The sequence below is a fragment of the Cellulosimicrobium sp. SL-1 genome (genome assembly GCF_011033075.1).
GTDB classification, from domain to species: domain Bacteria; phylum Actinomycetota; class Actinomycetes; order Actinomycetales; family Cellulomonadaceae; genus Cellulosimicrobium; species Cellulosimicrobium funkei.
On record NZ_JAACJC010000014.1, the window covers coordinates 56004 to 82140 of the forward strand.

Below are 26137 nucleotides of genomic sequence, written 5' to 3' on the forward strand. Positions count from 1 at the left end.
CACGATGATCGAGCTGAGGACCCCGCGGGAGATCGAGCAGATGCGGCCCGCCGGACGGTTCGTCGCCGACGTCCTCACCACGGTGCGCGCCGCCACGAAGGTCGGGACGAACCTGCTCGAGCTCGACGAGGTCGCGCACCGGATGATCCGCGACCGCGGGGCCGAGTCCTGCTACATCGACTACCACCCGTCGTTCGGCGCGAGCCCGTTCGGCAAGGTGATCTGCACGTCCGTGAACGACGCCGTGCTGCACGGCCTCCCCCACGACTACGCGCTGCGCGACGGCGACCTGCTGAGCATCGACTTCGCCGCCTCGGTCGACGGGTGGGTCGCGGACTCGGCGCTGTCGTTCGTCGTCGGCACGCCGCGCGCGGGCGCGCTCGGCGAGGCGGACGCCCGGCTCATCCAGACGACGGAGCGCGCGCTCGAGGCGGGCATCGCCGCCGCGCAGCCGGGCAAGAAGGTCGGGGACATCTCCGCCGCCATCGCGGACGTCGCGCACGCCGCGGGCTACTCGGTGAACACCGACTTCGGCGGGCACGGCGTCGGCCGCACCATGCACGGCGAGCCCCACATCCCGAACGACGGCCGCCGCAAGCGCGGGTTCCCGCTCAAGCCGGGCCTCGTCATCGCGATCGAGCCCTGGTTCCTCGAGACCACCGACGAGATCTACACCGACCCCGACGGCTGGACCCTCCGCTCCGCCGACGGGTCGCGCGGCGCGCACAGCGAGCACACCGTCGCGATCACCGAGGACGGCCCCGTCGTGCTCACCGCGCGCGAGCCCCGCGACTGACCGTCCCCGAGGTAGAGCCCCGGTACCGCGAGGTAGAGCCCCGGTCCGCCGAGGTAGAGCCGCGGTACCCGGGCCGGCGGCTGTCGTCGCAGCGGGCGCCGAGCGACGTCCGAGCACCGTCAGACGTCGCTACCCGCCCCCTCGGCCGCACCGTCCGGGACGCGCGTGACGCGTGGCGCCACGATCTCGTCGTCGATCGAAGAGGATGCAGGGATGACGCACGACGCTCACGGACGCGACCTCGACCGAGGCTCCGGGGACGCGCGAACCAGGGTGGCCGACTGCCCCATCGACGCTCGGCGGCGGCGAGCCGCTGCCCGCCTCACCGGCGGTCTCGCCGTCGCCGTCGTGCTCGCCGGGTGCGCACCGGGCGCGGTCGACACCGACACGACCGAGAGCGTCGCGGTGGTCGAGGACTTCTTCGCGAGCCTGGAGGCCGGGAGGGCGAGCGACGCGGCGGCGCTCACCACGATCGACCTCGACGAGGATCTCGTCGACGACGACTTCTACCGTGCTTCCGTGGCTCGGCCCACCGACGCGCGCGTGGTGGAGTCCTCCGGCTCGTCGGCCGGCGCGAGCGTGACGGTCGAGTTCACCCTCGACGGCGTCGACGGCCCCGTGAGCCTGGAGGTCCGGACGACCCGCGACGGCGACCGCACGACGATCAGCGACCTGGGCACCGCCGACACGATCGGTGCGGGTCAGCCGGTGTCCGGCACGCTGACGGTCAACGGCCAGGTCGAGTACCCGGCGGCAGAGCTCACCCCCGTCACGTTGCTCCCCGGTGCCTATGCCGTCGAGTACATCGACCCGACCGGTCTCCTCGAAGGGTTGCGCCGGGGCTCGTCGTTCACGGCCTACGTGCCCGACGTCGTCCGGGAGGACGGGGTCGTGGCCGAGGGCTTCGCGTTCACCCCGACCTTGCGGCCCGACGTCGAGCCGGGGGTGGAGGAGGCGATCGAGGGTCTGCGGGCCGCCTGCGAGGACGAGGGTCTCACCGGTCCGTCGTGCCCGTCGGAGCTCGTCGAGAACGCACGCGAGACCTCCCGCACGGAGTGGTTCGCCGAACCCGGGCCAGAGATCCGGTACGTCGAGGGGGCGTACGAGGCCACGGCGGAGTACACCGTCCTGCTCTGGGACGACGGCGACCTGCCCGCCGAGGTGCGCGCCTCGTACACCGGGACCGTCTCGCGCGACGCGGCGGGAAAGGTCACCTTCACACGGCCCTGAGGCGTACGCCCGGTCGGGTGCGGACCGGCCCGCCGTCCTGCCCCCGGTGGGAGCCCGGAGATGACCGCGTCTCTACCTCGGGGTACCGCAACTCTACCGCGCGGGTAGGAGGCTCTGCAGGACGCGGGCCGCGCCGTCGTCCTCGATGGTGCCGGTCACCTCGTCGGCCGCCGCCTGCACGACGTCGTCCGCGTGGCCCATCGCGACGCCGCGCGACGCCCAGCGGAGCATCTCGACGTCGTTGCGGCCGTCGCCGACCGCGACGGTCCGGTGCGGCTGGACGTGCAGGGTGCGGCGCACGAGCTCCAGGCCGGTCGCCTTCGTGACGCCGAGGGGCGCGAGGTCCATCCACGCCGTCCAGCCCACGGCGTACGTGACGTCGTCGAGGCCGAGCCGCTCCACGAGCTCGTGGAACTGCTCGCTCGTCGACCCCGGCGCCCGCACGACGACGCGCGTCACCTCGCCGGACCACAGCTCGTCGAACTCGACCACGCGGTGCACGCCGTCGAGCTCGCCGTCGGGGAAGAGCTCGTTCATGCGGAACCCGACGCCGACGTCCTCGACGGCGTACCGCGCGTCGGGCAGGTGCTCGCGCAGGAGCCGCAGGGCCGGGCCCGGGTCGAACGTCACGACGTCCTCGAGGACGTACCCGTCGGGCTCGTCGGGGTCCAGCCGCGCGGTCACGGCGCCGTTGGACGCGACGACCCAGCCGCGGTCGATCCCGAGGATCTCCGCGACGGGCGTCATCGCGATGAGCGACCGTCCCGACGCGAGCACCACGTGGTGCCCCGCGGCGCGCAGGTCCGCGACGGCGTCGCGCACGTCGTCCGACAGCTCCTGGTCGTAGGACATGAGCGTGCCGTCGATGTCGAGCGCGACGAGCAGCGGCTCGGCCGCACCGGTGGCCTCCCGGGGGTCCGTCACGCCACCACCGGCTCGAGGACCTCGAGGCCGCCGAGGTACGGCCGCAGCCCCTCGGGCACGCGGACCGACCCGTCGGGCTGCTGGTGGTTCTCGAGGATCGCGACGATCCAGCGCGTCGTGCCGAGGGTGCCGTTCAGCGTGGCGACGGTCCGCGTCTCCGTCTTGCCGTCCGTCTCGACCCGCTCGCGCACGTTGAGGCGGCGCGCCTGGAACGTCGTGCAGTTCGACGTCGACGTGAGCTCCAGGTAGCGCTGCTGGGTGGGCAGCCACGCCTCGCAGTCGAACTTGCGCGCGGCGCTCGACCCGAGGTCGCCCGCCGCGGTGTCGATGACGCGGTACGGCAGGTCGACGAGGCGCAGCATCTGCTCCTCCCAGCCGAGCAGGCGCTGGTGCTCCGCGGCGGCGTCGGCCGGGTCGCAGTAGGAGAACATCTCGACCTTGTGGAACTGGTGCACGCGGATGATGCCGCGCACGTCCTTGCCGTGCGAGCCGGCCTCGCGGCGGTAGCACGCGCTCCACCCGGCGTACCGGAGCGGGCCGCCCGACAGGTCGACGATCTCGTTGGCGTGGTAGCCCGCGAGCGCGACCTCGCTCGTGCCGACGAGGTAGAGGTCGTCCTTCTCCAGGCGGTAGATCTCGTCCGCGTGCGCGCCGAGGAACCCGGTGCCCTGCATGACCTCGGGCCGCACGAGGGTCGGCGTGATGACGGGCGTGAAGCCCGCCGCGACCGCCGTGTCCATCGCCGCGTTGAGCAGCGCGAGCTCGAGGCGCGCACCCACGCCCGTGAGGTAGTAGAACCGGGCGCCCGAGACCTTCGCACCGCGCTCGGTGTCGATCGCGCGCAGGCCCTCGCCCAGCTCCAGGTGGTCGCGCGGCGTGAACCCCTCGGCCGCGAAGTCGCGGATCGTGCCCTCCTCGCGCAGCACGACGTAGTCGTCCTCGCCCCCGGGAGGCGCCCCCTCGACGACGTTGGAGATGCGGAACAGCAGCCCGCGCAGCTCCTCCGCCGCGGCGTCCGCGTCGGCCTGGCGCGCCTTGACGTCGGCGGCGAGCTGCTTGGTGCGCGCGAGCAGCTCCTGCTTCTCCTCCCCCTGCGCCTGCGCGACCTGCTTGCCGAGGGACTTCTGCTCGGCGCGCAGGCTCTCGAACTCGCTCAGCGCGGCGCGGTGGCGCGCGTCGGCGTCGAGGGCGGCGTCCACCAGCGCGGGGTCGTCACCACGGGTGACCTGGCTGGCACGGACGATGTCGGGGTTGTCGCGCAGGAGGCGGAGGTCGATCACGCCAGCAGCCTAACGAACCCGGCGGCGCAGCGGTCGTGGTCCTCCACAGCCACGACCCCGCTACGGTGTCGCCATGGCCTGGACCCTCTGGGTCGCGATCGCGGCGCTCGCCGTCGCCGTCGTGGCCCTCGTCGTCGCGCTGGGGCTGCGCGCCCAGCAGTCGCGCCTGCGGCGCGCGCACGGCGCGGACCTCCCCGTCGAGGAGACGCCCCTCGACGACGACCCGCGCGAGCTCGTCGCGTTCGTCGCCAACCCGTCGAAGCCCGACGTCGTCGGGCTGGAGGCCGTGGTGCGCCGCGCCTTCGCCGACGCCGCGCTCCCGGACCCGCTGTGGTTCGAGACGACGGTCGCCGACCCGGGCGTCGGGCAGACCCGCGCCGCGCTCGCCCAGGGGGCGGACGTCGTCGTCGCCGTGGGCGGGGACGGCACCGTGCGGGCGGTCGCGGAGGGCATGGTCGGCAGCGGCCGCACGATGGGCCTCGTGCCCGTCGGCACCGGCAACCTCCTCGCGCGCAACCTCGACCTGCCCGTGGGCGACGCCCGCGCGGCGCTCGCCGTCGTGATCGCGGGGTCGGACCGCCCGATCGACGTCGGCTGGGTCACGGTCCTGCGGTACGCGGACCCCGCGGGTCCCGGGGACGTGGAGGGCACGACCCTCGACCCCGTCCGGGAGCCCGGCAAGGAGCACATCTTCCTCGTCATCGCGGGCCTCGGGTTCGACGCCGCGATGGTCGCCGACGCCGACGACGAGCTCAAGGCCAAGGTCGGGTGGGTCGCGTACTTCGTCGCCGGGATCCGCCACCTGCACGGCCGGCGCATGCGGGCCCGCATCCAGCTCGACGACTCGCCGCCCGTCGACGCGCGGCTGCGCTCCCTCATGATCGGCAACTGCGGGCGGCTCCCCGGCGGCATCACGCTCCTGCCCGACGCCGTGATCGACGACGGCGTGCTCGACGTCGCCGCGGTCGACACGCGCGGCGGCGTCGTGGGGTGGGCGCAGCTCTTCGGCGAGGTCGTCATGCAGGGCCTCGGCGTGCGGAACGACCTGCCCGCCAAGATCGGGCGCATCGACCACGCGCGCGCCCGGCGGGTCCGGGTGCGCGTCGAGGAGGGCGAGCAGGCGCAGGTCGACGGCGACGTGCTGGGCCTCGCCGTCGAGATCGAGACGCGCGTCGACCCGGGTGCGCTGGTGGTCCGCACGGCCTGACGCGCGGCGGCGGGCCACGGACACGGCCGGCCCGCGGTCGGCGCCGCGCGGTCGGTCCACGCGGTCGGTCCACGCGGTCAGTCCGCGCGGGCCGTCTCCGCGTCGATCGCCGACCGCATGACCGCCGCCGGCGGGACGACCCGCTCCCCACCGACGCGAGTGAGGCCCGCGAGACCGACGCCGACCATGAGCAGGCGTCCCGCCGCCTCCCGACGTCGCGCGTCGCCGCGGTCGCCGAGGACGTCCGCCAGGACGTCGGTCAGGAGCCCGAGCATCTCCACGTACGCCCGCGCGACGGCGGGCCGCAGCTGCGCGTGGGCCCCGGCCTCCGCCCACCGGGCGAGCGCCTGGCCGTCACCGCCGGGCCCGAGCAGGTCCTCGAAGAAGAGCTCGAGCGCGGCACGGGCGGAGCGGCCGCGGGCCGCCTCCTCGAAGGCGCCGATCTCGACGTCGGCGTACCGCCGCCACGCCTCGGCGACGAGCTCGTCCGTCGACGCGAAGTGGTGGTGGATCTGCCCCGGCGACCCGCCGAGCTCGTCGGCGACGACGCGCGCGGTGACGGCGCCGAGCCCGTCGCGGCGCACGACGGCCGCCGCTGCCGCGACGATGGAGTCCCGACGCTCCGCGCGCGGCAGGTAGGCCATCAACGACTCCTCGTCCGCGCCGTCGGGGCGCCGTCGGTCAGGGTGTGCAGGAACGCGACGGTACGCGCCCGCAGGCCCTCCCGACGAGTCCGCACGACCTCGTCGGGAGGGGGGTCGAGCGGACCGCCGGACCGGACGGTCCCGACGTTGCGATGGCAGTCGAGGTCGGTGCACAGCAGGAGGCCCACGCTGCTGAGCCGCTTCCGCGGGTCGCGCGACGGCCGGTGCGCCGCGAACAGCGCGACCTCGTTGAAGCGCCGCGAGAAGCGGCACAGGGCGCACATCACGGCGCGCGACCCGGCCTCGGCGTGGCTCGGGCTCTGGCGCAGGAGCGCCCCGACCGCGCGCCCGTCGACGTCCGCGACGAGGAACGCGCGGGAGGGCGCGCGCGGGTCGCGCCACCCGAGGTAGTCGAGCTCCTCCCAGCGCAGCGCGTCGAAGTGGCCGGGCAGGCGGACCTTCCCCTCCGCCGGGTCGACGTTGACGATCGCGGACCGCGCCTCGGCGCGGGTCAGCGCACGCACCGTCGCTCCTTCAACTTGTACATGGATACAATTTGTACACGTTCCCAAGTCTGCCCGTCCAGAAGATTGCGCGCAGCCCCCGTGGAGGCCGCGTGAGCGTCGCGCGCGGACCTGCGCGGACGCGGCCGGGGCCGTCGGGGGCGGCGCGTCGCGCCCCCGTAGGCTGGTCCGGTGACGTTCCCGGCCGCCGCGCTCCCCCCTGCCCGCACCCAGCCCGTCCGCCGGGACCGGGGCCTCGGGCGGCGGACGGCGGCGCTCGCCACCGCCGTCGCGCTGCTGCTGACGCTCCTCGCGACGGCGGGCCCGGCAACGGCGACCACCGCGGCGGCGACGACCGGGGCGCCCCCGGCGGTCGCGTCGGGAGGCCCGGGCACAGCGGCCGGCGTCGCCGAGACCGCGAGCCCGCTCGCCGCCGCGCCGACGCACGACCCGCGGCCCGTCGTCCTGGTCGCGGTGGCCGGCCTGTACTGGAGCGACGTCTCCCCCACCGCGACGCCCACGCTGTGGTCGATGATCCGGACGGGGTCCGTCGCGTCGCTCAACCTCGGGCGCACGGTGTGCACGACCGACGCGTGGCTCACGCTGTCGGCGGGGCGCATGGTCTCGGCCCAGACGGCGGAGCAGCCCGCGGAGCCGCTCCCCGCCGACGCCGAGGAGCCGGCGAGCGGCTGCCTCCCCGTGCCCGTGCCCGCCGTCGCGACGACCGGCACGACCACGCCCGACGCACGCCCCGCGGACGTCCCCGGCTGGGCCGTCCTCACGGCGCCTGCCACGGAGGAGACGCCCGCGCAGGCGGCACGGCACGACCCCGGGACCGCCGCAGCCCGGATCGCCGGGACGGGCGTCTGCACGACCGCCGTCGGGCCGGGTGCCGCGGTGATGCTCGCGGACGCCGTCGGTCACGTCGAGCGGTACACGCCCTCGCTCGCCGCCCTCCCCGCCGGCGGCCTCGACGCGTGCGACGTGACGGTCGTCGACCAGGGCGAGATCGTCGACTCGGCCACCGGGCGCGGGGAGAGCCTCGACGAGCTCGACGAGGCCCTCGCCCGGATCATGGACGAGGTCGATCGGGGCACGCGCGTCGTCGTGGCCGGCGTGTCCGCCGGACCGGTCGGCGAGACGGGGCTCCAGGTCGTCGTCGACTGGCGCAAGGGGCAGCCGACGAGCCGGTGGCTCCACTCGCCGAGCACGCAGAAGGACGGCATCGTCCAGCTCACCGACCTGACGGCGACCGTCGTGGAGTCGGCGGGCGGCAGCACCGAAGGCCTTGAGGGCGCCGCCCTGGAGCAGGGCGAGGTCCGTCGCATGGACGTGGCCCGGACGGTCGAGAACCGGCAGTACCTCAACGTCCTCACGAGCACCATCCCTACGCTCTACCCCGTGCTCGTGGGCCTCCTCGTCGCCACCCTGGTCCTCGCGCTCGGCGGCGTACTGTGGGCGCGCCGCGCCGCCGTCCGCCGCGGCCGCGAGCCCGGCCCGGGGCCGCGCGGCCTGCGCGTGCTCTCCGCCGTGCTCATGGTGGTCGCGGCGGCTCCCGTCGCGGCGTCGCTCGCGAGCCTGTCCCGCTGGTGGGTGTGGAGCGCGCCCGCCCCGGCGCTCACGCTGGCGCTCGCGGTGAGCGCGGTCGTCGTCGCCCTCGTCGCGTGGGTCGTCTCACGTCTCCTCCCGCGGCGCCCCTGGGCGCTGCCGTCGGCCCTCGCGGGGGTGACGTGGCTCGTGCTCACCGTCGACGGCGCGACCGGCACGACGCTCCAGCAGGCGTCCCTGCTCGGGACGTCCGCCGTCGTGGGCTTCACGCGCTTCTACGGCTTCAACAACGTGACCTTCGCCGTGTACGCCGTCGCCGGCCTCGTGCTCGCGGGCGGCCTCGCGTCGGCCGCGACCGCCCGCGGACGGCGTCGGCTCGCGGCCTGGTCCGTCGTCGCCGTCGGGGTGGTCACGGTCGTCATCGACGGCTGGCCAGCCTTCGGCGCCGACTTCGGCGGCATCCTCGCCCTCGTCCCCGCGTTCGCCGTCCTCGCGCTCCTCGTGGGCCGCATCCGCATCACGTGGCTGCGCGCGCTCGTCGTCGCGCTCGCGACGGTGCTCGTGGTCGTGGTCGTCGCGGTCGTCGACTGGCTGCTGCCGGGTGGGCGGTCCCACCTCGGCGGGTTCGTCCAGACCGTCGTGGACGGCGCCGCGCTCGACGTGATCGGCCGCAAGGCGCTCGGCGCGTGGGCGACCCTCGCGAACCCGCTCGGCGCGGTCGCCGCGGTGCTCGTGGTCCTCGTGGCCGTCGCCGTGCTGCGCCCCGAGCGCTTCCGCCTCCCGGAGGTCGCGCGGGCCTACGAGACCTGGCCGGTGCTGCGCCCGCTCGTCGTCGCGCTCGTCGTCGTCGCGGGTGTCGGCTCCGTCCTCAACGACTCGGGCGTCATCATCGCCGTCATGGTCGTGGTGGTCGCGACCGCGATGATCGTCCCGGGGTTCCTCGCGCGCCCCGCGCCCCGGCAGACCGCGGGAGCCGTCCCCGAGCCGGGGATCCGGCGCATGCCGACGATGCTCGCGACGGTGGGAGGCGGGCTCCTGCTCGTCGTCCTGCTCGCCGCCACGGTGCTCGCCTCGACGGGGCTCCGACCGGCGACCAGCGCCGCCCCGGCTGGCGGCGAGGCGTCGGTGACCCGTTCCGACGCGATCGCGACGGACCTGCCGGTCGTCGTCGTCGGGACCACGGGCGTCACGTGGAGCGACGTCACGTCGTCCGCCACCCCGAACCTCCACGCCCTGCTCACCGACGGCGCGGGCGCCGGCGGCGTCTCCCAGCCCACGGGCGCGGCGAGCCGCTGCACCGTCGGCGGCTGGCTCGCGCTCTCCGCCGGGCAGCTCGCCGAGGTCACGACCGAGCGCGCGCCCGACGGCGCGTGGGCGTGCCCGACGGTACAGCCCGCCCCCGACGGCGCGGACGGTGCGCGGGTCGAGGGGTGGGACGACCTGGTCGCGCTCCAGCGCGGCTCGGGCTACCAGGCGCGCCTCGGCGTCCTCGGCGACGCGCTCGCCGCAGCCGGCGCCGACGGCGCGGTGTGCGCGACGGCGGTGGGCCCCGGTGCGGCGGTCGCGCTCGCGGACTCCGCGGGCCAGGTCGCGCGCTACCGCGACCTCGCGGACACGACCGCACCCGGCTCCGACGCGTTCGCGTGCCCCGTGACCGTCGTCGACGCGGGCGACGCGACCCCGCCGGTCGTCGACCCCGGCCTCCCGGCGGACGAGCGCGCCACGCTGCGCAGCACCCTGCGCGCCGACCGCCTCACCGCGGTCGACGCGACCGTCGGCGCCGTGCTCGACGCGGCCCCGAGCGGCACGACCGTGCTCGTCGTGGACGTCGCCGGGACGCCCGGCACGCGCCCGGCGCTCGGCACGGCGCTCGTGCGCCCGTCGTCCGACGGCCCCGACCAGTCGCGCTACCTGACGAGCGCCGCCACCCGGACCGACGGCGTCGCGCGCGTGCTCGACGTCCCCGCGACGGTGCTCGACGCCGCGGGCGCCGCCACCCCGGCGCGGATCCAGGACACGCCGCTGGCCTGGGGCTCGCCGCGCCCGGCCGACGCGACGTCGACCGCCGACGCCCTCGCCGACCTCACGACCCGCGACCACGTGCGCCGCGCCGTCTACACCGCGTTCGTCGACGTGCCGCTCTACGCGGGGCTCGCGATCGCCGGGCTCTGCCTCCTGCTCGCGCCGCGCGCCAGGCGAGCGGCGGGCGACCGTGCGCGCGCCCGCTGGGCCCGGGCGGCGCACTGGGCCCGGGGTTCCGCGCTCGTCGTCGCCGCCGTGCCCACCGCCGCCTTCCTGGTGTCGCTCACGGGCTGGTGGCGGTTCGGGAACCAGACCCTCGCGATCGTCGTCTCCACGGTCCTCGCGACGGCGGCCGTCGCCGGCCTGGGCGCGCTCGCCCCGCGTCGGCCGGTGTGGCTCGGGCCCGGGATCGTCGCTGGCATCACGTTCGCCGTGCTCACGCTCGACGCGCTCGTCGGCACCCCGCTCAACCGGGCGAGCCCGCTCGGCTCGGCACCGACGTTCGGCGCCCGGTTCTACGGGTTCGGGAACCCGACGTTCTCCGTGTACGCGGTCGCGGCGCTCGTCGTCGCCGCGGCGCTCGCGCAGTGGCTCGTCGCGCGCGGCCACCGCTACGTCGCCGCCGCGACGGTGGGGGTCATCGGCCTCGTGACGATGGTCGTGGACGTGTGGCCGACGCTCGGCGCCGACCTCGGCGGCGGTCTCGTCGTCGTGCCCGCGTTCGCGGTGCTGGGCCTCGCCGCCTCGGGCGCGCGCGTCACGTGGCGCCGCTTCCTGCTCGTCGCCACGGCGGGCGTCGCGCTCGTCGCCGCCGTCGGCGTGCTCGACTGGCTGCGCCCGGCCGACGAGCGCTCGCACCTCGGGCGGTTCGTCGAGCAGGTGGTCGACGGGTCGGCGTGGGAGACGCTGCTCCGCAAGGCGGGCTACGCCGCGCGGTCCGTGCTGGGCGGGGTGCCCGTGTGGCTGACCATCGCCGTGCTCGTCGCGACCGCGCTGCTGCTCTTCTGGCCCCGGCGCTTCACGCCGCGCTGGTTCGCACGCACGGAGGCCGCGTGGCCGCTCGTGCGCCCGACCCTGCTCGCCCTGTGGATCGTGGCCGTCGCGGGCTCCCTCGTCAACGACTTCGGCGTGCGGATCGCGCTCGTCGCGCTCATCCCGGCGGTGCCGCTGCTCACCGTCGCCGCGCTCCATGCGGCGGACGACGCCGACGGCACGGCCGAGGGCGAGGGCGAGGACCCGGACGAGCGCACCGAGGCGGGCTCCACGACGGGCGTCGGGAGCGTGGCGCCGTGACCGGGACCACCTGTTTCGTCTCCGTGCTGTTCCCCCGCGTGACGCAGCTCGACCTGACCGCGCCCTTCGAGGTCTTCGCGCGTGTGCCCGACGCCGTGAGCCACCTCGCCTGGCACCGCGTCGAGCCCGTGGAGAGCGACTCGCGGCTCTCCCTGCTGCCGACCGTGACCTTCGACGACGCCCCGCAGGCGGACGTGCTCATGGTGCCCGGAGGGCAGGGAGCGTTCGACCTGCTGGAGGACGAGGTCGCGCTCGACTTCGCGCGTCGGCAGGCGGCCGGCGCGAGGTACGTGACGAGCGTGTGCACCGGTTCGTTCGTGCTCGCCGCGGCCGGTCTGCTCGAGGGGCGTCGCGCCACGACGCACTGGGCCTCCCACCCGATGCTGGAGCTCCTCGGCGTGGTGCCCGAGAAGGCCCGCGTCGTCCGGGACGGCAACGTCATCACGGGCGGGGGTGTGACGAGCGGCCTCGACTTCGCCCTGACCGTCGCGGCCGAGCTGTGCGGCCCCGAGGTCGCTCGCGGCATCCAGCTCATGATGGAGTACGAGCCCGCGCCGCCGTTCGACTCCGGCTCGCCCGACGGCGCGGACGCCGACCCCGAGCGCGTCGCGATGATGCGGGGGTGGGCGCGCGCGACGCGCGAGGACGTGGTGCGGCGGGCCGCGGCGCGGCTCGGCCGCTGACGTAGGACGGCGCCCGTCCGCGAGGCTCCTAGACGAGCACGAGCTCCGTGCCGCCCGTGGCGTGGTCACCGAGGGCGACGCTCCGGATCGCCGGGTCCTCGTAGGTGTTCCAGTAGTACGTCGAGGTGCGGGACGAGAAGAGCCCGGTGTACACCGTGATCTCGAACTCGCCCGACCCCATCGCGGCGCAGCCGTCGACCATCGCGACCTGCTGCAGCGTGTGGAAGGCGCGGCCGACGTTCTCCTCCTCGGTGCCCTTCGTCGGGTAGTGGGAGTTGACGTACGCGGCCCGGACGAACCGGGACGGCGAGTAGTAGTCGCCGGGGACGCCGCGCATGTGCGAGCCCGAGCCGAACGGGGCGAGGTGGGCCCGGCCCACGACCGTGTCCTCGGGGAAGTCCGGCGAGACGTTGAGGTAGTTGCGCAGGTTCTCGTGGTGCCAGTCGAACCCGGGCTGGTTCGTGAGCACGTCGACGTCGTCCTGGAACACGTGCAGGCCGTCCGCGGTGTGCTCGAGCACGATCGCCCGCTGCGCGTCGGCGACGATCCAGTGCAGCAACGAGCTGGGGTACTTCTCGTTGATGGGACGGTCGACGACCACCACGTCCGCGAGGGCCGCCTCGACCTCGTCCACGCTCGCGAACTGCGCGCACACCCACAGCGGGAGCTCGAACGCCGCGACGTTGACCGCGCCGTCGACCGGTCCGGGCGCGTAGGCCGCGTAGCCCGGGAAGTTGAGCCCCGCGACGGCCAGGCCCGCGTCGTTGCCGCAGTCGAAGTAGAGCGGGGTGTCCTCCTCCACGATGCCCATGCCGATGACCGCGTGCTCGATCGAGCGCACGGCGCCGAACGGCGAGCGCGGCGCGTAGCCCGTGGGCGTCACCACGACCTGCTGCCCGTAGCCGCTCGTCCAGTCGAGGTTGCGTGCCAGGTACACGCTGCCCTGGTCGTCCGAGAACCTGATCCCTGTGCACATCGCGCTGCCCCCGTCGTCGTCGGCACGGCACGCGGGACCGCGCGCCGCCGGGTCACGACGTCGTGCCCCGTCCTCCCATGGTGCGTCCGGGCTCCGGATGGGGCCACCGGCAGGGGCGCGCCTCAGGGCTGCAGGTAGACGGCGATGTGCTCCTCGACCGCGCGCTCCGCGCGGTCCGGGTCAGCCGACCGCAGCGCCGCGAGCAGGTCCCGGTGCTGCTCGACGACGGCGTGCGGGTCCTCGTGGTGCGGCGCGTCGCGGACGAAGTACGCGCGGACGCGCGGCTGGATGAGCCGCCAGATCTGCAGCGACTGCGTGTGGCTCGCGGCGGCGATCACCGCCTCGTGGAACTCGAGGTCGAGGTCGGCGAGGCGACGGGCGTCGAGCGGGTCCGCCGCGCGCTCCATCGCCGCCACCGTGCGGTCGAGCGCGTCCAGGAGCGCGGGGTCCTGCGCACGCGCCGCCGAGCGGAACGCGACCTTCTCGATGACGGTCCGCACCGGGACGAGGATCTCGGCGATCTCCTCCTGGGAGATGTCCACCACGACGGCGCCGCGGTACGGGTGGGAGACGACGAGCCCTTCCTGCTCGAGCACCATGATCGCCTCGCGCACCGGGCCGCGGCTGATGCCGTAGGCGGCGGAGAGGTCGCGCTCGACGAGGCGGTCCCCGGCGGCCAGGTCGCCGGAGGCGATGCGTTCGCGCAGGTGGCGCAGGACCCAGTCGCGCCGGGACTCGGGCGGCGATGCGGGCAGGACGGGCACGACGGCGACCTCTCACTCGGGAAGGCTCCACCCTAGTGGGTGGCCGATGGTTGACCATCTACCATCGAGCGACCTAGAGTCGCGGTCCACGGCACCGACGAGAGGACACCCATGAGGATCACCGCCATCACCGCCGCCGGGCTGCGCGGCGCCACCCCCGAGGGCGGCTGGCAGGAGGAGCTGCGGCAGGACGACGTCGTGCACACCCTCGTCGCCGTCCACACCGACGAGGGTCTCGTCGGTGTCGGCAGCGTGTTCACCACCGAGGACCTCGTGCGCGGCGCGCTCGACATCCTGCGGCCCCTGCTCCTGGGGGCGAACGCGCTGGAGCCGGAGCGCACGAGCGAGCGGCTGCACCGCACGACGTTCTGGATGGGCCGCGGCGGGTCGATCACGCACGCGATCAGCGGCGTCGACACCGCGCTGTGGGACCTCCTCGGCCAGGCGACGGGCCAGCCCGTCGGGCGCCTGCTCGGCGGGCGGTACCGCGACCGGGTGCGCCCGTACGCGTCCCTGCTCATGGACCAGCCCGACGCGCTGCGCGACCACCTCACCGCGCTGCGCGCCGAGGGGTGGACCGCGTTCAAGATCGGCTGGGGTCCCTTCGGCCGGGTCGACGAGCGGCTCGACGAGCGCATCGTCGCCGCGGCGCGCGACGCCGTCGGCCCCGACGCGATGCTCATGGTCGACGCGGGCGGCAGCGACAGCGCGTGGAGCCAGGGCTACAAGTGGGCCCTGCGCACCGCGCGCATGCTCGACGCGTACGGCGTCGCGTGGTTCGAGGAGCCGCTCCCGCCGGACGCGATCGAGGACTACACGCACCTGCGCCGGCGCTCGCCCGTGCCGATCTCGGGCGGCGAGGTGCTCACGCGTCGGCAGGCGTTCCAGCCGTGGATCGAGGGCGGCGCCCTCGACATCGTGCAGCCCGACGTCACGAAGGTCGGGGGGACGAGCGAGCTGCGGCGCATCGCGTGGTCCGCGCACGACCACGGCGTCAAGCTCGTGCCGCACGGGTGGAACACCGCCGTCGGGCTCGCCACGGACCTCCAGCTCGCCTCCGCCCTGCCGGACACGGACCTCGTCGAGTACGTCACCGGCTCGCCCTACATCGACGACCTGACGACCGACCGCTGGACGCTCGACGCGGACGGGATGCTCCCGATCCCGGACGGCCCGGGCCTCGGCATCACGCTCGACCGCGACCGCCTCGCGCGCTACTGCGACGTCGACGCGCTGCTCGGGAGCGCGTCGTGAGCCCGCGGTCGCTCGTCGTGACGGGCGCGGCGTCGGGGATCGGCCGCGCGGTCGCCGTGGGCGCGGCGCGCGACGGCTGGTTCGTGCACGTGCTCGACCTCGACCCCGACGGCGCCGCGGCCACCGTGGACCTCGCCCGGCAGGCGGGCGGGGACGGGCGCGCGCACGTGCTCGACGTGACCGACGCCGCCGCCGTCGCGGCGGCGGTCGGCACGGCCGTGGAATCCGGACCGCCGCTGCGCGGCCTCTTCGCGGGCGCCGGGATCGACGTGGGCGGGGCGGCGCACGAGCTCGACCCGGCCACGTGGCGCCGCGTGCTCGACGTCAACGTGACGGGCACGTTCCTCGTCGTGCGCGAGGTGCTGCGCGCGATGATCGACGGCGACGGCGGGAGCGTCGTGCTGTGCGGCTCGCCCGCCGCGACGGTCGGCTTCGCGGCCGGGGGCGCGACGGCGTACGGCGCCTCGAAGGGCGCGGTGTCGTCCATGGTCCGCACCCTCGCGGTCGACTACGCGCGCCACGGGGTCCGGGTGAACGCGATCGTCCCCGGCCCGACGGAGACCCCCCTCATGTGGGCCAACGTGCCCGCCGACGAGGTCGCGGCCACGCGCGCGCAGATCGAGCACGAGGTCCCGCTGGGTCGGCTCGCGCGGCCCGAGGAGATCGCCGAGCCCGTGCTCTGGCTGCTGTCGGACCGCTCGTCGTACACGACCGGGTCGCTCGTCGGGTGCGACGGCGGCGTCCTCGCCAAGTCGTCGATCAGCGTATGAGCGCGCCGGACGCCCCGGCACGTCGCCCCCGGGTCGGGGCGACGTGCTGGGCGATCGGCGACGGCTGGATCCCGCCGTACGGCACGGGCGACGACCCGACCCTCGCGAGCCACGAGAGCCTGTGCCTGCTCAACGCCGGCCCCGACGACGCGCGCGTCGAGATCCGGCTCTACTTCGCGGACCGCCCGCCGGCCGGTCCCTACGTCGTGGTGGTGCCCGCCGAGCGGGTGCGCCACGTGACGCTCAACGACCTCGACGACCCCGAGCCCGTGCCCCGCGGCACCGACTACTCGGCCGTCGTCGTCGCGTCGGCGCCCGTCGTCGTCCAGCACACGCGGCTCGACTCGCGGCAGGCCGCCAACGCCCTGTTCAGCACGATCGCCCATCCCGTCGACACCTTCCGAGAGGACCTCCGATGACGCAGACCTCCACCCCGACGACCCCCCGCCGGGGCACGCCGTGAACGCCGCGACGGGCCGGCTCGGCCACGGTGCCCTCACCCCGCTCGTCGTCGCGTCGACCGTCGGGGCGGCGCTGGGCGGGTTCATGTTCGGCTTCGACACGGCCGTGGTCAACGGCGCCGTCGACGCCCTCAAGGCCGAGCTCGGCGTCGGGAGCGCGCTCGTCGGCGTGATCGTCGCGAGCGCGCTGCTCGGCGCGGCCGTAGGCGCCTTCGCCGCGGGCACGATCGCGGACCGCTTCGGGCGACGGCGCCTCATGATGGTCGCCGGGACCCTGTTCGTCACCACGTCGGTGCTGTGCGCCGTCGCGCACGACGGCCCGACCCTCGCGCTGTGGCGCTTCCTGGGGGGCGTCGGGGTGGGGATGGCGTCCGTCGTCGCCCCGCTCTACATCGCCGAGATCGCCCCCGCCCGGCTGCGCGGGCGGCTCGCGACGGCGCAGCAGATGTCGATCGTCCTGGGCATCTTCGCCGCGCTCGTCTCGAACGCGTTCCTCGTCCGCGCCGCGGGCGGGGCCGAGGCGGAGCTGGCCCTCGGCCTGCCCGCCTGGCGGTGGATGTTCCTCGTCGCGGTCGTGCCGTCGGTCGCGTACGTGGTCGCGGCGGTCCTGCTGCCGGAGTCGCCGCGGTACCTGGTGATGCGCGGCGACCGGGACGGCGCCGCCCGCACGCTGCGGCGCCTCCACCGCGTCCCGGAGGGCGACGCGCTGCTGGGCGTCGCGACCATCGAGGGGACGCTCCACGAGGCGCAGCCGGCGTGGTCCCACCTGTTCTCCGGCCCGGGCCGCCTCAAGCCCATCGTCTGGCTGGGGATCGCGCTCGCCGCGCTCCAGGCGCTGGTCGGGATCGACGTCATCTTCTACTACTCGACGTCGCTCTGGGCGCAGGTGGGCTTCGGCGAGCAGCAGGCCTTCTGGCTCTCGGCCCTCACGTCGCTCGTCAACGTCGCGGCGACCGTCGTCGCGATCTTCCTCGTCGACCGCGTGGGTCGGCGTCGCCTGCTGCTCGTGGGGTCGGTGGGCATGACGGTCGCCCTGGCCGTCATGGCGACCGGGTTCGCCCAGGCGCGGCAGACCGCGGACGGCGTCGTGTTCGTCGACGCCTGGGGCGTCGTGACCCTGGTCGCGGCGAACGTCTTCGTCGTGGCCTTCGCCGTCTCGTGGGGCCCGGTGGTGTGGATCCTCGTCGGGGAGATGTTCCCCAACCTGCTGCGCGCCCGCGCCGCGTCGCTCGCCGCCGCCGCCAACTGGGCGGCGGGCATCGCCGTCAATCTCACGTTCCCCTCGCTCCGGGACCTGTCGCTCCCCGGCAGCTACGCCCTCTACGCGGTGTTCGCGGCGGCGTCGTTCGTGCTCGTGCTGAGGGCGCTGCCCGAGACGGCGAACCGCCCGCTCGAGGAGATGCGGGAGGACACCGCGTCGGGTGGACCCCAATCACTTTAGGAGTGTTAAAGTGATTGCATGATCCAGAACTCCATCACCCCGGAGCAGGCCCGTCGTCAGCTCGGCCAGGCGGAGGAGGTCGCCGCCCAGGCCCACCGCGCGACCCGCTGGTACCCCTGGCTCAGCGTCGGGCACGCCGTCGCCGCCCTCGCGTACACGATCGCGATCGACGTCCTCGACGCACCGTGGTGGCCCGCCACCACGGTGCTCGTGGTCGTCCTCGTCCTGCTGTGGTCTGCCGTCGCGCGGCACCACCGGACGGCGCCCCGGCACTGGGTGCGCGACATGGGCATCGCCCTGATCACCTGGGCGGTGCTGTACTTCGTGATGCTCGACCCGGCGCTCCAGCTCGTCGGCGCGACGTCGCCCGCCTGGTGGGTCGTCGCCGGCGTCGTCGCCGCGTCCCCGTTCGCGGCGTGCGCGTTCGCGAGCGCACGCCGGTGAGCCACCCGCGCAAGGCCCTGGACGCGCTCATCCACTCGCCCGTGCGCTTCTCGATCCTCGCCGCCCTGGCGAACGTCGAGAGCGCGGACTTCCGCTTCCTGGCCGACCTGGTCGAGCTGAGCGACTCGTCCCTCTCCCAGGCCCTCACCGCGCTCTCCGACGCGGGCCTCGTCGAGATCCGCAAGGAGGCCGCCGGACGTCGGACGCGCACCTGGGTCCGCATCAGCGACCGAGGGCTCGACGCGTTCCGGCAGCACGTGCGCACGCTCGAGCAGATCGCCCGCACCGGCGCGATCGAGCCCCAGCCCGACCCGACCCCGAGAGGCACCGCACCATGACGCCGACGTTCCGTCGAGCCACCGCCGCCGACGTCCCCGCCGCGGCCCGCACCCTCGCCGCCGCGTTCCACGACTACCCCTGGACCCGCTGGGCCGTCCCGGAGGACGACTACCCCGAGCGCCTCGCCGCGCTCCAGGAGATCTACCTCGAGCACGCCCTCGCGCACGGGATCGTGGTCGTCCACGACCCGGCGGACGCCGTCGTCGCGCTCATGCCGCCCGACGCCCCCGCTCCCCCCGGGGACGTCCAGGAGCGCGTCGCCGCGCTGCACGGCCCGCGCCTGCAGGCCGTGGCCGCTGCCCAGCTGCCGCCGCCCCCGCCGGGCGCCTGGACGCTCGCGACGGTGGGGGTCCTGCCGTCGCTCCAGGGCACCGGGCGCGGCAGCGCGGTGTGCCGGGCCGCCCTGCGCGACCCCGCCCTCGGGGACGCGCCCGTCGCGCTCGAGACCTCCGACGCGCGCAACGTCACCTTCTACGAGCGGCTGGGCTTCGTGCGCACCGCGACCACGCAGTTGCACGACGGCCCCGTCGTGCACGGCATGGTCCGCACGCCGACGCCCTGAGCGCCGCCTCGGTCAGTGGTCGCCCGCGCGCACGCGGTCGACGGCGGAGCGCATCTTGCGCGCGTTCACCGCGAGCAGCACGTCGCGGTACTGGGCGGCGCGGTGGAGCTGACCCTTGAGGTCGTTCGACGACGCGCGGTGGCGCAGGTCGCACGGCACCTCGACCGCCACGTACCCCTTGCGGAGCAGGTCGATCGTCATGCCCGTCTCGACGCCCCAGCCGCGCGCGAGCGGCGTCGCGGCCTCGAACGCCTCGCGCGTGAGGCACCGCATCCCGGAGAGGGGCTGCGTCGGGGTCCACCCCGTGAGGGACTGGATCGCGCGGCGCGCGGCCCCCACGACGATCCCCCGGCCGCCCGCGCCCGGCTGCGGCGGGAGCAGCGCGATGGCGACGTCGGCGTACCCGTCGAGCACGGGCGCGACGAGCGGCGCGGTGTTCACCGCGGTCTCGCCGAGGTCGCCGTCGATGAAGAGCAGGAGGCGCGGCGGGCGGTCGGCCGCGTCGCGCATCGCGACGACGGCGGCGCCCGTCTCCATGGCCGCGGCCTTCCCGCGGTTGTGGGAGTGCCGCACGACGACGGCGCCCGCCTCGCGCGCGACGTGCTGGGTGTCGTCCTCGCTGCCGTCGTCGACGACGAGCACGAGGTCGACGTGCGGGATGGCCTTCGCGGCGCGCACGGTGGCGGCGATGCGGCGGGACTCGTCCTTCGCGGGGATGATCACCGCGACGCGCTGGCGGACGGCGCGACCCGTGCGTCCGTCGCCGGTCACGGGGCGCGGCGTGCGCGCCCGCGTGCCGGACGCCGACAGGTACGTCGGCGGCGTGCTCGCCGTGCTCGTGGGGGTACTCCCCGTGTTCTTCCCCGTATCGGTCGACCGATGGTCCGCGTTCACGCCGTCCAGCCTAGTAGTGCAAAGAGTTGGCCGCAGATGTGTCGTCGTTCCACCAGCGGATCCGCTCGGGATCTCCGCAGGACGACCGGGCTGCGTTCCCAGGTCTCCCGGATCCTACTCGACGCGAGAGCCCGCCGACAGGGGCGTCGGCGGGCTCTCGGCGTGGTCGCGCTCCCGCGTCGTGCGCTCACGCGCGGGGGCTGCGGATCAGCCTGCTCCGGGTCAGCGGAGCGTGACCTGCCGGGACACGATGCCTGCGCGCGCACGGCGCTCGTTCGCGTCGAGCGGCTCCGTGACCGCGAGCGCCTCGGTGAGCCGCGCGTCGAGCTCCGCGACCGGGCCCTCGAGCTCGTCCGCCTCCGTGCCGCGGGGCAGCTCCCAGACGGGGACGAGCAGGCCGCTCGACCGGAAGGCACCGACGAACTTGCCGCCCGCGAGGCCGGACTCGCGCTTCGCGTGCAGGCGCGAGATCGCGTCGATGAGGGCGTCCTCCGGCTCGGGGCGGGCCCAGCGCAAGAACTCGCGCGACATGCGGCACCAGTACGCCGACTCGACGGCGTCGAGCTTGACGGTGGGCACCATCGACTCGGCCGCCTGGTCGAGCGAGGCCCGCAGGTCGGGCGTGATCTCCGCCGACGGGTCGAGCCAGAACGCGAAGTCCTCGTGCACGGTGACGTCGAACGGGACGGAGAGGTCGAGCACGTCCTGCAGGCGCGGGCCGGCGTCGGGCAGGGCGCTCGTCTCGATGGACGTGCCGGGCTCGGCGTCGATCGCCTCGAGGAGCGCGGCGGCGAGGTCGCGGCTCGTGTCGCCCGAGCCGGCGAGGGTCTGGACGGCGAGGAGGATCGTGCCGTCCTGACGGTGCAGCGCGGCCCAGCCGGCAGGCAGGACCGTCACGACGAGGACGTCGCGCGCCCCGTGCTCGGCGGTCGTGCGCGCGGTCGCGGTGGCCGAGGGGACGACCTCGCGCATCGCGACCCAGTCGGTCTCGCCGGGGAGCCCCTCGAACGGGCGCAGCACGAAGTCGGCCGTGGTGTTCTTGGCCATGCGCGGCAGTCTACTGGCGCGGCCTACCGGCGCGGCGGCGTGGCGGGCCGGGTGCGCGGGCGCAGGCGGACGTCGGGCAGCGCGGGCGCGGGCAGGGGTCCGCCGTCGTACCCGACGACCTCGCCGTAGCGGCGCTCGCGCGCGCCGTCGGCGTACCGGGTGCCGCCGCGGTTCGGACCCTGGTCCCCCGTGACGACGAGCTGGGCCTGCCAGTCCGCGCGGGCGCGCGCGACGTCGTCGTGCGAGCGGCCCACGAAGTTCCACCACATGACGATGTCCTCGCCGAACGGCTCGCCCCCCACGAGCACGGCCCGCGCCGGGGCGTCCGGCCCCGCCTCGACGACGAGCGTCGTGCGGCCGGGCTCGACGTACCCCAGCGACGACGGCGGCACGGGCGAGCCCTCCAGCCGCACGGCGCCCTCGTCGACGAGGAGGCCGTGCTCGAACGTCGGGTCCACGTCGAGCGTGACGCGCGCGCCGGGCGCGAGGTCGAGCTGCGCCCCGACGATCGGCGTGTACGTCGTGGCGGGCGAGCGCAGGGCGGCGCCGCCCACGCGGAGCGCTCCGAGGAAGACCTCCACGCGCGCGTCGTCGACCGTGGCGACGGGGAGGTCGGCGTGGTGCTCGAACGCGGGCGGGTCCGCGAGACGGTCGCCCGGGAGCGCGACCCAGAGCTGGACGCCGTGCAGGACCGGGGGCCGCTCGCCGCGCGGCGACTCCTCCGAGTGCGAGATGCCGCGACCCGCGGTCATGAGGTTGAGCTCGCCGGGCCGCACCGTCTGGAGCGACCCGACGGCGTCGCGGTGCAGGATCTCCCCGGCGAACAGCCACGTGACCGTCTGGAGGCCCGTGTGGGGGTGCGGCGGCACCTGCATGCCGTCGGTGCCGTCGCCGATCGCGGGCAGCGGGTCGGGCCCGTAGTGGTCGAGGAAGCACCACGCGCCGACGAGCGACCGCGCGCGCTGCGGGATCGTGCGCCGCACGCGCATCGCCCGGGTGCCCCCGAGCGGGACGTCCCGGTGCTCGAGGATCTCGACCGCGGCGCCTCCGCCGTCGTCGTGGGGCGCGCCCGCCGAGCAGACGCGCTCCTCGGGCCGGGTCTCGAGGTTGCTCATGGCACGAGCGTAGGCGCGCGGGGCGGCGCCGTCCTGCGCCTGTGGGCGGTCTTCGCGTCGGGCCGTACCCGCGGGAGAATGGGGACGAGGCCCCTCGGAGCAGGATTCCGAGGGGCCTCGCCGTGTCCGCGCGACCCCGGGGCGGTCGGGCCGGAAGGCCCGTCGGGGCGCCGCTCGCGACGTGGCGGCCCGGCGCCCTCGCGTCCCCCCGGGTGCCCGGGCAGGTGCGGTGACGCCGATCGCGGTCGGCCTTCCGGGTCCGGTAGGAACCTGCGCCGTCGCGCGCAGCCCCGCAGCAGGGGGTGGCGGGTCGTCCACCGTTCTCCGGTCGGCCGTGCCCTCGCGTGCGCGGCGAGACGTCGTGCGGTCCTGGCGAGGCCCTCAGACCCCTGCGTGCTGCGTGCCGGAACCCCGTCGTCCGTGTGCGCCCGTCCGGGCCGTTACGGACGTTTGTAGTCCTCGGTCCGGGGGTCTGCAAGAGTTCCCACCGTTGTCATTTGGGCCGCCCGGATGACCACAGGTTCGTCCACAGGACGTCCCGCGCCGTTCCCACGCCGCCCACAGGCCTGTGGATGAATTCTGTGGACAGACCTCGGCGCGGACCGGGCCCGTCCGACCCCGCGGCGCGGCCCGTGCGCACGCGCTCAGACCCAGAACCGCGCCGTGGGTGCCGCCGCCGGGGAGAGCCGCTCGTCGAGGTCGAGGTCGCGCACGACGAACCCGCCGTCGTCGACGAGCGTCCCCGCGAGCCGGCCCTGGAGCATCGCCGCGAGCCGGGCGAGCAGCACCCGGGCGCGCGAGCGCGCGATGACGTGCAGCCCCGAAGGTCGCTCGACCGCGAGCTCGTCCGGCTCGGTCGGCACCCACGTGAGGCGGTAGGCGTGCGGCCCGTGCTCGCGCCAGTCGAGGGCGTCGAGCGCGAGCGGGACCCGCGCGACGCGGCGGGCCTCGAGCCGCACCGCGCCGTCGTACGGGGTCTCGCCCGACAGCACGTACTCCGCGAGGCCGTCCGCGCCGGGCCGCACCGCGACGACCCCCGCGCCGGGGACCGTCGTGCGCAGGACGCCCAGCGCGTCGTCGGGCCCGAGCACGTGGGCGCTGTAGAGCGTGAGGTCGACGCCCGACGCCGGGTCGGGCGTGAGCACGGTCCGGCCGTCCGCGACGACCGCGCCGCCGACGCGCCGGGCCGCGGCGACGGCCCAGCCCAGCACGCGGAGCTCGAGCCCCTGCGGCAGGCCTGCCGGGAACGCGCGCACCAGCCCGTCGCGGTCGTCGGTCAGGGAGCCGGTCGACGTGCCGGTCGACGTGCCGGTCGACGTGCCGGTCGACGTGCCGGTCGACGTGTCGGTCCAGGCGCCGGTCCGCGCGACGGGCGCGAGCCGCGCGTCGGGGTGGTCGACGTGCAGCGCGAACGCCTCGGCGCCCCCGCCCGCGAGGCCGAGCGCCTGGGTCTGCGGCGGCGTGAGCGCGAAGGGCCCGACGACGCGCGCCCCCTCGGCGAGGCGCAGCTCGCCCGGTGCGACGACGCCGTCGGGCACCACGCCACGGAACCGCGCGCCGGCCATGGGGCGCGCCGCTCCCCCACCGCCCGGCGGGGTCGTCCAGGCCGCACCGGCGAACCAGGCGCGCGCGAGCGCGTCCACGGGCGTGCGGGCCGCGCCGCGCGAGCGGGGCGTCGCGAGCAGGTGCGCACCGGCGTGCGCGTCCGGCACCAGGCCGGCGACGGGGGCGTCCATGACCGGAACGTAGAGCGCCCCGGAGGCGACGGTGTTACGGCGGTGTCACGAGCGTGGGTCCGCTCACCGGGACCCCGGGGCGTCAGGCGCCGACGTCGTGGAGGTGGTGGACGACGTCGTGCACGAAGTACTGCCCCAGCGTCCGGACGGTGAAGACCGAGCCGTTCGAGCGCCGGCCGGGGCGCTCCCACTGGTCGGGGACGAGCGCGTCGAAGCGGCCCGCGACGCGGTCGCCCGCGATCCGGAGCTCGCGCGCGACGACGGCCGGGTCCTGGTGCGCGTAGTCCTCCGCGACCGCCGTCGCGTCCTGGTCCCAGTTGGCGAACCGCGGGTCGTCGCCCTCGACCATGGACTGCACGCGCACGTCGAACACGGAGAAGACGTCGCGGACGTGCGCGGCGTACTCGAGCACCGACCACGTCGTCGGGTCGGGGCGGGTCCGCGCGTCGGGGCGGCCCAGGGCCGCGACGTAGCGCGGGACGGCGTCGCGCACGGCGGCGCCCACGCGGTCGGGCGTGACCTCGCCTGCGACGAAACCGCACTCGGGGCACGGCCGCTCCATGACCCACGTCCAGTCCTTGGTGTCCGCGGGGACGGGCGGGAACTCCGGGTCCGGGGCGGCGGGGACGCCCTCGGGCGACGCGGTCGTGTCCATGGCGGCAGTGTGCCAGACGGCGCAGCGCCCTCCGCGGGCCGGTCGCCCGGGATTAGCGTTCTGACACGAACTGCCTATGATGTCAGCATGCCCAAGATCATCGGAGGGTCCCTCCACGAGCACCGCGCCCAGACCCGGCAGAAGCTCTTCGCGGCGCTCTCGACCCTCATGATGGACCGGGGCTTCGACGCCATCTCGCTCGCGGACATCGCCGCCGCCGCCGGGGTCGGCCGCACCGCGGTGTACAACCACTTCCCCGACAAGGAGGCCCTGCTCCTCGGGTTCATCACCCACGAGACGGAGCAGTACGTCGGGACGCTGGAGCGCGCGCTGGAGCACGTGGACGACCCGGTGGAGCAGCTGCGCACGTACATCCGCCAGCAGGCGCAGCTCAAGCGCATCTTCCACCTCGCCCCGGGGCCGGACCTGCGCACCGTGCTCTCGCGCACGACGCGCCAGCGGCTGCGCGAGCACGCCGAGCTCGTCGAGGCGATCCTGCGCCGCATCGTCCGGTCGGGGATCGAGGCGGGCGAGTTCCCCGCGCAGGACATCGACACGACCGTCCAGCTCGTCAACGCGTGCCTGTCCGGGCGGCTCGTGCCCGACGACCCGGCCGCGCGCGAGCAGGCGATCGAGGCGACGGAGGCGTTCGTGCTGCGCGCCGTGGGGGCCGACGCGACCTCGCCCGCGCTCGCGGGCTGACGCCCTGCCCGCTCGGCGGGGCCGGATGACGGACAGAGGATAGGCAAGCCTCACCTCCGTGCGTTACAGTTCCTGACGCATCGTCATGACACGGCGTCAGGACGTGCTGTCCCGCCCCGACGCACCCGCAGGAGCCACCCCGTGACTGCCCTCACCCACGACCTCCACCGCGCCGACGAGTCCGTCCCGCTGTCGCAGCGGCTGCGCGAGGGCACGCGCCCCGAGCACGAGCAGGCCGAGGGCTCCGGGTTCGTCGAGCGGCTCATGTCCGGGCGCCTCGACGTCGCCGCGTACGCCGACCTCGCCGCCCAGCAGTGGGCCATCTACGGCGCGCTCGAGGACGCGAGCGCCGCCATGCGCGACGACGCCCAGGGCGCGAGCCTCGTGTTCGGCGAGCTGACGCGCACCCCCGAGATCGAGAAGGACCTCACGTTCCTCGTGGGCGCCGACTGGGCCGAGCGCGTGACGATCCATCCCGCGACCGAGCGCTACGTCGCGCGCCTGCGCACGGTCGGCGGGTCGCTGCCCGCGTACGCCGCGCACGCGTACACGCGCTACCTCGGGGACCTCTCGGGCGGGCAGATCATCAAGCGCATGCTCGAGCGGCACTACGGGCTCTCGGGCGACGGCCTCGCCTTCTACACGTTCGTCGAGATCCCCAAGTCCAAGCCGTTCAAGGACGTCTACCGCGAGCGCCTCGACGCCCTGGTCCTCACCCCCGAGCAGCTCGACGAGACCGTCGCCGAGGCCAAGCACGCCTTCCGCCTCAACAGCGACCTCTTCGCCGACCTCGGCGCCGCCCACCCCTGACCTGCCCCGCCCCCAACCCACCCCCGCCGCCGCCCCC

Annotated in this window: 25 protein-coding genes; 14 read left to right on the plus strand and 11 right to left on the minus strand. The window is 75.3% G+C overall.

Translation table 11 applies throughout. From position 1 onward, the window contains the following. The first annotated feature begins 4 nt into the window (after positions 1-4). Entirely contained in the window at positions 5-796 is a 792-nt protein-coding gene (map, locus tag GWJ10_RS19020; protein WP_021482979.1) for a type I methionyl aminopeptidase, read from the plus strand. Between the two features lie 213 nt (positions 797-1009). Then, complete coding sequence (locus GWJ10_RS19025) at positions 1010-2026, plus strand: hypothetical protein (RefSeq protein WP_163188905.1); 1017 nt, start codon at positions 1010-1012, stop codon at positions 2024-2026. A 93-nt stretch (positions 2027-2119) separates the two neighbouring features. On the opposite strand, the gene GWJ10_RS19030 is transcribed toward GWJ10_RS19025, so the two are convergent. Both GWJ10_RS19030 and serS read right to left on the minus strand, forming a co-directional pair. Beyond that, the gene (locus GWJ10_RS19030; protein ID WP_277394960.1) at positions 2120-2950 is read right to left on the minus strand and encodes an HAD family hydrolase; all 831 of its coding nucleotides are present in this window, start codon (positions 2948-2950) and stop codon (positions 2120-2122) included. Further along, positions 2947-4230 carry a serine--tRNA ligase gene (gene serS, locus GWJ10_RS19035; protein ID WP_061267210.1) on the minus strand — a complete coding sequence of 428 codons (1284 nt, stop codon included), beginning with the start codon at positions 4228-4230 and terminating at the stop codon, positions 2947-2949. Before serS ends, GWJ10_RS19030 begins: the two co-directional genes overlap by 4 nt. Positions 4231-4303: 73 nt before the next feature. Here serS and GWJ10_RS19040 point away from each other — a divergent pair, with 73 nt between their 5' ends. Beyond that, the gene (locus GWJ10_RS19040) at positions 4304-5437 is read left to right on the plus strand and encodes a diacylglycerol kinase family protein (RefSeq protein ID WP_061267211.1); all 1134 of its coding nucleotides are present in this window, start codon (positions 4304-4306) and stop codon (positions 5435-5437) included. A 77-nt stretch (positions 5438-5514) separates the two neighbouring features. Here GWJ10_RS19040 and GWJ10_RS19045 read toward each other — a convergent pair whose 3' ends face one another. Continuing rightward, positions 5515-6081: a TetR/AcrR family transcriptional regulator gene (locus tag GWJ10_RS19045; RefSeq protein ID WP_206158452.1), complete on the minus strand. Its 567-nt coding sequence runs from the start codon at positions 6079-6081 to the stop codon at positions 5515-5517. Then, entirely contained in the window at positions 6081-6605 is a 525-nt protein-coding gene (locus GWJ10_RS19050) for an FBP domain-containing protein (protein WP_061267213.1), read from the minus strand. The genes GWJ10_RS19045 and GWJ10_RS19050 overlap by 1 nt, the downstream gene beginning before the upstream one ends. Before the next feature lie 171 nt (positions 6606-6776). Between GWJ10_RS19050 and GWJ10_RS19055 the strand changes: the two genes are divergently transcribed. Beyond that, positions 6777-11447: a hypothetical protein gene (locus GWJ10_RS19055; protein WP_163188907.1), complete on the plus strand. Its 4671-nt coding sequence runs from the start codon at positions 6777-6779 to the stop codon at positions 11445-11447. Next, positions 11444-12130 (plus strand): DJ-1/PfpI family protein, encoded by a 687-nt coding sequence (locus tag GWJ10_RS19060; protein WP_206158453.1) that lies wholly within the window; start codon positions 11444-11446, stop codon positions 12128-12130. The genes GWJ10_RS19055 and GWJ10_RS19060 overlap by 4 nt, the downstream gene beginning before the upstream one ends. A gap of 28 nt (positions 12131-12158) precedes the next feature. On the opposite strand, the gene bsh is transcribed toward GWJ10_RS19060, so the two are convergent. Together bsh and GWJ10_RS19070 are read right to left on the minus strand one after the other, a co-directional pair. After that, a complete protein-coding gene (gene bsh / locus GWJ10_RS19065) occupies positions 12159-13106 on the minus strand; it encodes a choloylglycine hydrolase (protein ID WP_163188908.1) in 948 nt (315 codons plus the stop codon). A gap of 122 nt (positions 13107-13228) precedes the next feature. Next, positions 13229-13870, minus strand: coding sequence for a GntR family transcriptional regulator (locus tag GWJ10_RS19070; protein WP_021482493.1), 642 nt, complete (start codon positions 13868-13870; stop codon positions 13229-13231). Between the two features lie 111 nt (positions 13871-13981). On the opposite strand from GWJ10_RS19070, the gene GWJ10_RS19075 reads away from it, so the two are divergent. The 7 genes from GWJ10_RS19075 to GWJ10_RS19105 are packed head-to-tail and all read left to right on the plus strand — an operon-like array spanning position 13982 to position 19141. Then, on the plus strand, positions 13982-15124 hold the full coding sequence (locus GWJ10_RS19075; protein WP_163188909.1) for a mandelate racemase/muconate lactonizing enzyme family protein: 1143 nt from the start codon (positions 13982-13984) through the stop codon (positions 15122-15124). Beyond that, entirely contained in the window at positions 15121-15894 is a 774-nt protein-coding gene (locus tag GWJ10_RS19080) for an SDR family oxidoreductase (protein ID WP_061267216.1), read from the plus strand. The genes GWJ10_RS19075 and GWJ10_RS19080 overlap by 4 nt, the downstream gene beginning before the upstream one ends. Then, positions 15891-16313, plus strand: coding sequence for a sensory rhodopsin transducer (locus GWJ10_RS19085; RefSeq protein ID WP_021482307.1), 423 nt, complete (start codon positions 15891-15893; stop codon positions 16311-16313). Before GWJ10_RS19080 ends, GWJ10_RS19085 begins: the two co-directional genes overlap by 4 nt. Before the next feature lie 40 nt (positions 16314-16353). After that, positions 16354-17796 carry a sugar porter family MFS transporter gene (locus GWJ10_RS19090; protein WP_163188910.1) on the plus strand — a complete coding sequence of 481 codons (1443 nt, stop codon included), beginning with the start codon at positions 16354-16356 and terminating at the stop codon, positions 17794-17796. 18 nt (positions 17797-17814) lie between these two features. Further along, positions 17815-18240 (plus strand): hypothetical protein, encoded by a 426-nt coding sequence (locus GWJ10_RS19095; RefSeq protein WP_163188911.1) that lies wholly within the window; start codon positions 17815-17817, stop codon positions 18238-18240. After that, positions 18237-18578, plus strand: coding sequence for a transcriptional regulator (locus tag GWJ10_RS19100; protein ID WP_085388552.1), 342 nt, complete (start codon positions 18237-18239; stop codon positions 18576-18578). Before GWJ10_RS19095 ends, GWJ10_RS19100 begins: the two co-directional genes overlap by 4 nt. Continuing rightward, positions 18575-19141: a GNAT family N-acetyltransferase gene (locus GWJ10_RS19105; protein ID WP_163188912.1), complete on the plus strand. Its 567-nt coding sequence runs from the start codon at positions 18575-18577 to the stop codon at positions 19139-19141. Before GWJ10_RS19100 ends, GWJ10_RS19105 begins: the two co-directional genes overlap by 4 nt. A gap of 12 nt (positions 19142-19153) precedes the next feature. On the opposite strand, the gene GWJ10_RS19110 is transcribed toward GWJ10_RS19105, so the two are convergent. From GWJ10_RS19110 to GWJ10_RS19130, 5 genes are all read right to left on the minus strand, one after another. After that, on the minus strand, positions 19154-19912 hold the full coding sequence (locus tag GWJ10_RS19110) for a glycosyltransferase family 2 protein (RefSeq protein ID WP_051028312.1): 759 nt from the start codon (positions 19910-19912) through the stop codon (positions 19154-19156). Between the two features lie 345 nt (positions 19913-20257). Beyond that, positions 20258-21082 (minus strand): DUF5926 family protein, encoded by an 825-nt coding sequence (locus tag GWJ10_RS19115; protein WP_163188913.1) that lies wholly within the window; start codon positions 21080-21082, stop codon positions 20258-20260. Positions 21083-21105: 23 nt separating this feature from the next. After that, positions 21106-22197, minus strand: coding sequence for a pirin family protein (locus GWJ10_RS19120; RefSeq protein WP_163188914.1), 1092 nt, complete (start codon positions 22195-22197; stop codon positions 21106-21108). A gap of 644 nt (positions 22198-22841) precedes the next feature. Continuing rightward, complete coding sequence (locus GWJ10_RS19125) at positions 22842-23933, minus strand: hypothetical protein (protein WP_163188915.1); 1092 nt, start codon at positions 23931-23933, stop codon at positions 22842-22844. A gap of 82 nt (positions 23934-24015) precedes the next feature. Further along, positions 24016-24588, minus strand: coding sequence for a DinB family protein (locus GWJ10_RS19130; protein WP_163188916.1), 573 nt, complete (start codon positions 24586-24588; stop codon positions 24016-24018). An 87-nt stretch (positions 24589-24675) separates the two neighbouring features. On the opposite strand from GWJ10_RS19130, the gene GWJ10_RS19135 reads away from it, so the two are divergent. Both GWJ10_RS19135 and GWJ10_RS19140 read left to right on the plus strand, forming a co-directional pair. Beyond that, positions 24676-25290, plus strand: a complete 615-nt coding sequence (locus GWJ10_RS19135; protein ID WP_076403748.1) for a TetR/AcrR family transcriptional regulator — start codon at positions 24676-24678, stop codon at positions 25288-25290. 141 nt (positions 25291-25431) lie between these two features. Beyond that, positions 25432-26100, plus strand: coding sequence for a biliverdin-producing heme oxygenase (locus GWJ10_RS19140; RefSeq protein WP_163188917.1), 669 nt, complete (start codon positions 25432-25434; stop codon positions 26098-26100). The last annotated feature ends 37 nt before the right edge of the window (positions 26101-26137 follow it).

Coding starts and splice junctions, on each gene's coding strand:
- map (WP_021482979.1), top strand. CDS start 5: ATGATCGAGCTGAGGACCCCGCGGGAGATCGAGCAGATGCGGCCCGCC.
- GWJ10_RS19025 (WP_163188905.1), top strand. CDS start 1,010: ATGACGCACGACGCTCACGGACGCGACCTCGACCGAGGCTCCGGGGAC.
- GWJ10_RS19040 (WP_061267211.1), top strand. CDS start 4,304: ATGGCCTGGACCCTCTGGGTCGCGATCGCGGCGCTCGCCGTCGCCGTC.
- GWJ10_RS19045 (WP_206158452.1), bottom strand. CDS start 6,081: ATGGCCTACCTGCCGCGCGCGGAGCGTCGGGACTCCATCGTCGCGGCA.
- bsh (WP_163188908.1), bottom strand. CDS start 13,106: ATGTGCACAGGGATCAGGTTCTCGGACGACCAGGGCAGCGTGTACCTG.
- GWJ10_RS19075 (WP_163188909.1), top strand. CDS start 13,982: ATGAGGATCACCGCCATCACCGCCGCCGGGCTGCGCGGCGCCACCCCC.
- GWJ10_RS19085 (WP_021482307.1), top strand. CDS start 15,891: ATGAGCGCGCCGGACGCCCCGGCACGTCGCCCCCGGGTCGGGGCGACG.
- GWJ10_RS19095 (WP_163188911.1), top strand. CDS start 17,815: ATGATCCAGAACTCCATCACCCCGGAGCAGGCCCGTCGTCAGCTCGGC.
- GWJ10_RS19105 (WP_163188912.1), top strand. CDS start 18,575: ATGACGCCGACGTTCCGTCGAGCCACCGCCGCCGACGTCCCCGCCGCG.
- GWJ10_RS19115 (WP_163188913.1), bottom strand. CDS start 21,082: ATGGCCAAGAACACCACGGCCGACTTCGTGCTGCGCCCGTTCGAGGGG.
- GWJ10_RS19120 (WP_163188914.1), bottom strand. CDS start 22,197: ATGAGCAACCTCGAGACCCGGCCCGAGGAGCGCGTCTGCTCGGCGGGC.
- GWJ10_RS19125 (WP_163188915.1), bottom strand. CDS start 23,933: ATGGACGCCCCCGTCGCCGGCCTGGTGCCGGACGCGCACGCCGGTGCG.
- GWJ10_RS19130 (WP_163188916.1), bottom strand. CDS start 24,588: ATGGACACGACCGCGTCGCCCGAGGGCGTCCCCGCCGCCCCGGACCCG.
- GWJ10_RS19135 (WP_076403748.1), top strand. CDS start 24,676: ATGCCCAAGATCATCGGAGGGTCCCTCCACGAGCACCGCGCCCAGACC.